This is a genomic window from Collinsella sp. AF39-11AT, assembly GCF_003474585.1.
In the GTDB taxonomy this organism is placed as follows: Bacteria; Actinomycetota; Coriobacteriia; order Coriobacteriales; family Coriobacteriaceae; genus Collinsella.
On sequence record NZ_QROG01000046.1, the window covers coordinates 1 to 3,678 of the forward strand.

Genomic DNA, 3,678 nt, shown 5'->3' on the forward strand with positions numbered 1-3,678 from the left:
GCTGGGCCTATGCCGGAATCTCTCCCACAGAAACCACCGAAGAGCCACATTTTATTGGGCAATCGCCTCGGGACCGACGATCCCGCATGCTTCCGTTGCGGCGCGTCTCGCCCGCCGTTAGGGCTTACATTGTTGCAATTGGGACGTTCGTCCTGTCTTTTGGCAGGTCGGCGGCGTATCCTTATAACCTACAACAAAGCGAGAAAGGTTCTGTATGGATCGAAACGAACTCGACCCCAGCGTCCCCAGCGCCACGGAGGTCAAGAAGATCCCCCTCATCATTAAGGTGTACGCTGTCCTGTGCATCCTTTCCGGCGTGGGCACGCTCCCGTCGGTCGCTGCCTTTATGTGGCAGGTCATCACGGCACTTGTTAACGGCAACGCCACCGAAAAGCTCGGCGACAACACGCTCGTCGCAGTCGGCCTTATCGTCGCCGGCATCATGCTCTCTGCGGCAAGTGCCGTCATCCTAATCATCTTTGGCCTGGACCTTATCAAAAACCAGCGCCGCAACGCCGCCCGCCTGTCCTACATCCTTATTGCATTCACCGTCGTCGAGCTTTTGGTCGACGTGATGCTCCAGGGCATCGGGCCCTTCCTGCTGCGTCCCGCGATCCAGCTCGGCATCCTCGTCGCACTTTCGGCAACCGTCGACCCCACGCTTCGTCAGGAGCGCGAACTGCAGCGCCGCCTGCAGGAGATGCTCGACCGCGACGCCGCCGCCGAGGGCATGCTCGGGCGCGATGAAACCGGCGAAGGCTACATCAAGCTCAACTACTTCAACCTGTTCTGGGTATTCTTTGTCTGCTGCGTGCTCGGCCTGATCGCCGAGGACATCTGGCACATGACGGTCGACGACCCGGGCGTCTACCAGAACCGCGCCGGCATGCTGTTTGGTCCCTTCAGTCCCATCTACGGATTTGGCGCCGTGCTCATGACCATGGTGCTTAACCGCTTCTACAAAAAGAACCCCATCATCATTTTCCTGGTGAGCGCCCTGCTCGGCGCCAGCTTTGAGGTGTTCGTGGGCTGGTTTATGCAGACCGCGTTTGGCGTGGTCTCGTGGAGCTACTCGCACATAACGCTGTTCGGTTTGCCCGATCCGCTCGTGGTCCTCACGGGCGGACGCACCTGCACGGGCTTCGCCTGCCTGTGGGGCCTGGGCGGCCTCATCTGGATCAAGCTGCTGCTGCCGAGGCTGCTTAAGCTTATCAACAAGATCCCCTGGAAGAGCCGCTACTCGGCCACCGTCATCTTTACCGTTATCATGCTGGTCGACGGCGTCATGACGCTGCAGTCGCTCGACTACTGGTACCAGCGCGTTAACGGCACGGAGCCGGACATTCCCGTCGCACAGTTCTACGGAGAGCACTTCGATAACGAGTACATGGAAAACCGCTTCCAGAGCATGACCATGAGCCCCAAGGATGCGACGCGCGTGTAGCGCTCACCGCGCCCAAAACGCAAAATGCCCGCCGGTATCACACGTACCGGTGGGCATTTTTATAAACGATACTTCTATCGACGCAAGCCTCTACGCCTCGCGCTCGACCTCACTCACGCATTCGTTCTTGATGGTGCCAACGAGCGCCTGCAGCGCATCGACCACGTGCGGGCGAATGTCCCCGCCGATAAGCACGAGCATGATGTCGTCACCTACGGCAAGCTCGCCGCTTGCCAGCCACACGCGCACATAGCCGATACCCGGCATCGCGCGCGTGGCCTCGATAGCAGACCGTACCTTTTCGGCGTCGTAGTCAAAGACCATGCCGCCCACCCTGTGGCCTGGCGCCACGCCATCGGTCTCGACTCCGCGCACCTCGGCCTTGGGCGTCGCGCGCACCACACCGTTATGCGTCAGATACATCCCACAGCCTGCCGCCGAAGCATCGGCCTTGGCCTCGCGCAGCCAAGCATCAATCGAAGGCATCAATTTGCCACTCTCGAGCATCATTTCTCCCTTACCGTCGTCGAGTAGCCAATTTGGGACGGGGCCTTTTTAGCTACTCTCGAACAACTTATTCCTCGACCGGCGTGAGCACCATGACGGCGCGCGTGTTGCTCAGCGACAGCGAACGGCAGGTCACGAGCGTTACAACCTTAGTTGCCGAAGCGGCACGATCGGTGGCATCGCTCGCCACGGCAGAGGCACCATCGAGCATCTCGGACAGGTAGTTCTTGAGCCCATCGTCGCCCTCAAAATTGGTCGTGCGCGCCTTGGCATACGTGTCCTCGACCACCTTGGTCGCCAGCGGACGCAGCTTATACGTCGCATCGCGCGTGATGTAGTACACATATTCAATGCTATCGAACGTCGCCTGATCAGTGGTGTCCGAAATCACGTTGAACATCGACCCGTCGTTCATATGGTGACCGTAGATCGTGGTCTGCTGGTCGACCATTCCCGGCGCGGTGTCATCGCTATCCAGGAAAATGGCACCGGACGCGTTAGCCGTTCCGTCGAACAGCGTGTTGAGGTATTTGGAGTTGTTGTTGGTCTGCACCACGGGATAGTTGATGTTGGTTCCCGGCACGTAAATCCAACCCACAATCTCGGGGTTCGTCTGAGCAAGCGCATCAAAGTCGATAATCGGCACGCCGCTGGCATCCTTATCGCTTACATATTGCTTCTCGATTTTCTGATACGAATCGCTCGCCTGCTTATAGCCAATCTGGGCATTAATAAAAATAGCGGCGGCGGCGACAATCAGACCGATACCGATGATGATGAGCAGAATGGGAATAATGGAGCGGCGCTTTTTGCGCGGCGGCTCGGTGCAATCCGACGGCGCGGCATGCGATGAAGACCGGGGCGGCTTCTTAGCGGAGCTATAAGACGAAGGACGATATGCGGCCGGCGCGTCCTGTCGACGATGCGTCGCCGGTGTCACGGGGCGCGGCGCGCGCGGCTGCTGAGGAGAGGATGTCCGACCCTGCTGTGCCGCACGGGCAGCACCTGGCTTCGACGGATCGGGAATCTGAGAAGCCTTGAATCGTTTTCCCTGATAATCGGACATGGCTCTCCTTATACTGCGGTGAAACGGCGGAACGCTTAGGCGTCAGCCATCTCCTGCTTCATCTTCTCGATAACCTTGCGGTACTCGGGGTCGCAAGCACCCAGAATCTGTGTGGCATAGATGGCGGCGTTCTTGGCGCCGTTGATGGCAACGCAGGCCACGGGCACGCCCGAAGGCATCTGCACCATCGATAGCAGCGAATCCATGCCGCCCAGGTCACTCGTCTTCATAGGCACGCCGATAACCGGCAGCGGCGTAAAGGCAGCCACGACACCACCCAGGTGAGCGGCCTTGCCGGCGGCGGCGATAATCACCTTGATGCCGCGATCGGCAGCAGTCGAAGCCCACTCGTGGACCTTCGCCGGCGTGCGGTGTGCGCTCGCGATCACGAGCTCATAGGGCACACCCAGTGCCTCGAGCTCGGCGGTGCAGCCTTCCATAACGCCCAGATCGGACTTGGAACCCATGATGATCCCGACAACCGGCTTTTGATCTGCCATAAACATAGACCTCCTGTTGAGAGCGGTGACGCAGCGAATCCGCGACCCTTAACTACTGAGAGTAGTATAGCTGCTCCCGTCCCTGCGGTCTTTGTGGTGGCGGCTGAGCCTTTCCCTCGGGAACTGGGCTTCGCGAAGTTTCCCGAGGGAAAGGCTCAGCC

Annotated in this window: 4 protein-coding genes; 1 reads left to right on the forward strand and 3 read right to left on the reverse strand. The window is 59.5% G+C overall.

Annotated features, from left to right (window positions below):
• Positions 1 to 214: 214 nt before the first annotated feature.
• A complete protein-coding gene (locus DW037_RS10315) occupies positions 215 to 1,444 on the forward strand; it encodes a putative ABC transporter permease (RefSeq protein WP_117776583.1) in 1,230 nt (409 codons plus the stop codon).
• A 90-nt stretch (positions 1,445 to 1,534) separates the two neighbouring features.
• Here DW037_RS10315 and DW037_RS10320 read toward each other — a convergent pair whose 3' ends face one another.
• The 3 genes from DW037_RS10320 to purE form a co-directional block, all read right to left on the reverse strand.
• Positions 1,535 to 1,951 carry a molybdenum cofactor biosynthesis protein MoaE gene (locus DW037_RS10320; protein WP_117806605.1) on the reverse strand — a complete coding sequence of 139 codons (417 nt, stop codon included), beginning with the start codon at positions 1,949 to 1,951 and terminating at the stop codon, positions 1,535 to 1,537.
• Positions 1,952 to 2,018: 67 nt separating this feature from the next.
• On the reverse strand, positions 2,019 to 3,017 hold the full coding sequence (locus tag DW037_RS10325) for a class B sortase (RefSeq protein WP_118373259.1): 999 nt from the start codon (positions 3,015 to 3,017) through the stop codon (positions 2,019 to 2,021).
• A gap of 35 nt (positions 3,018 to 3,052) precedes the next feature.
• Positions 3,053 to 3,517 (reverse strand): 5-(carboxyamino)imidazole ribonucleotide mutase, encoded by a 465-nt coding sequence (purE, locus tag DW037_RS10330; RefSeq protein WP_006235810.1) that lies wholly within the window; start codon positions 3,515 to 3,517, stop codon positions 3,053 to 3,055.
• Positions 3,518 to 3,678 lie beyond the last annotated feature (161 nt).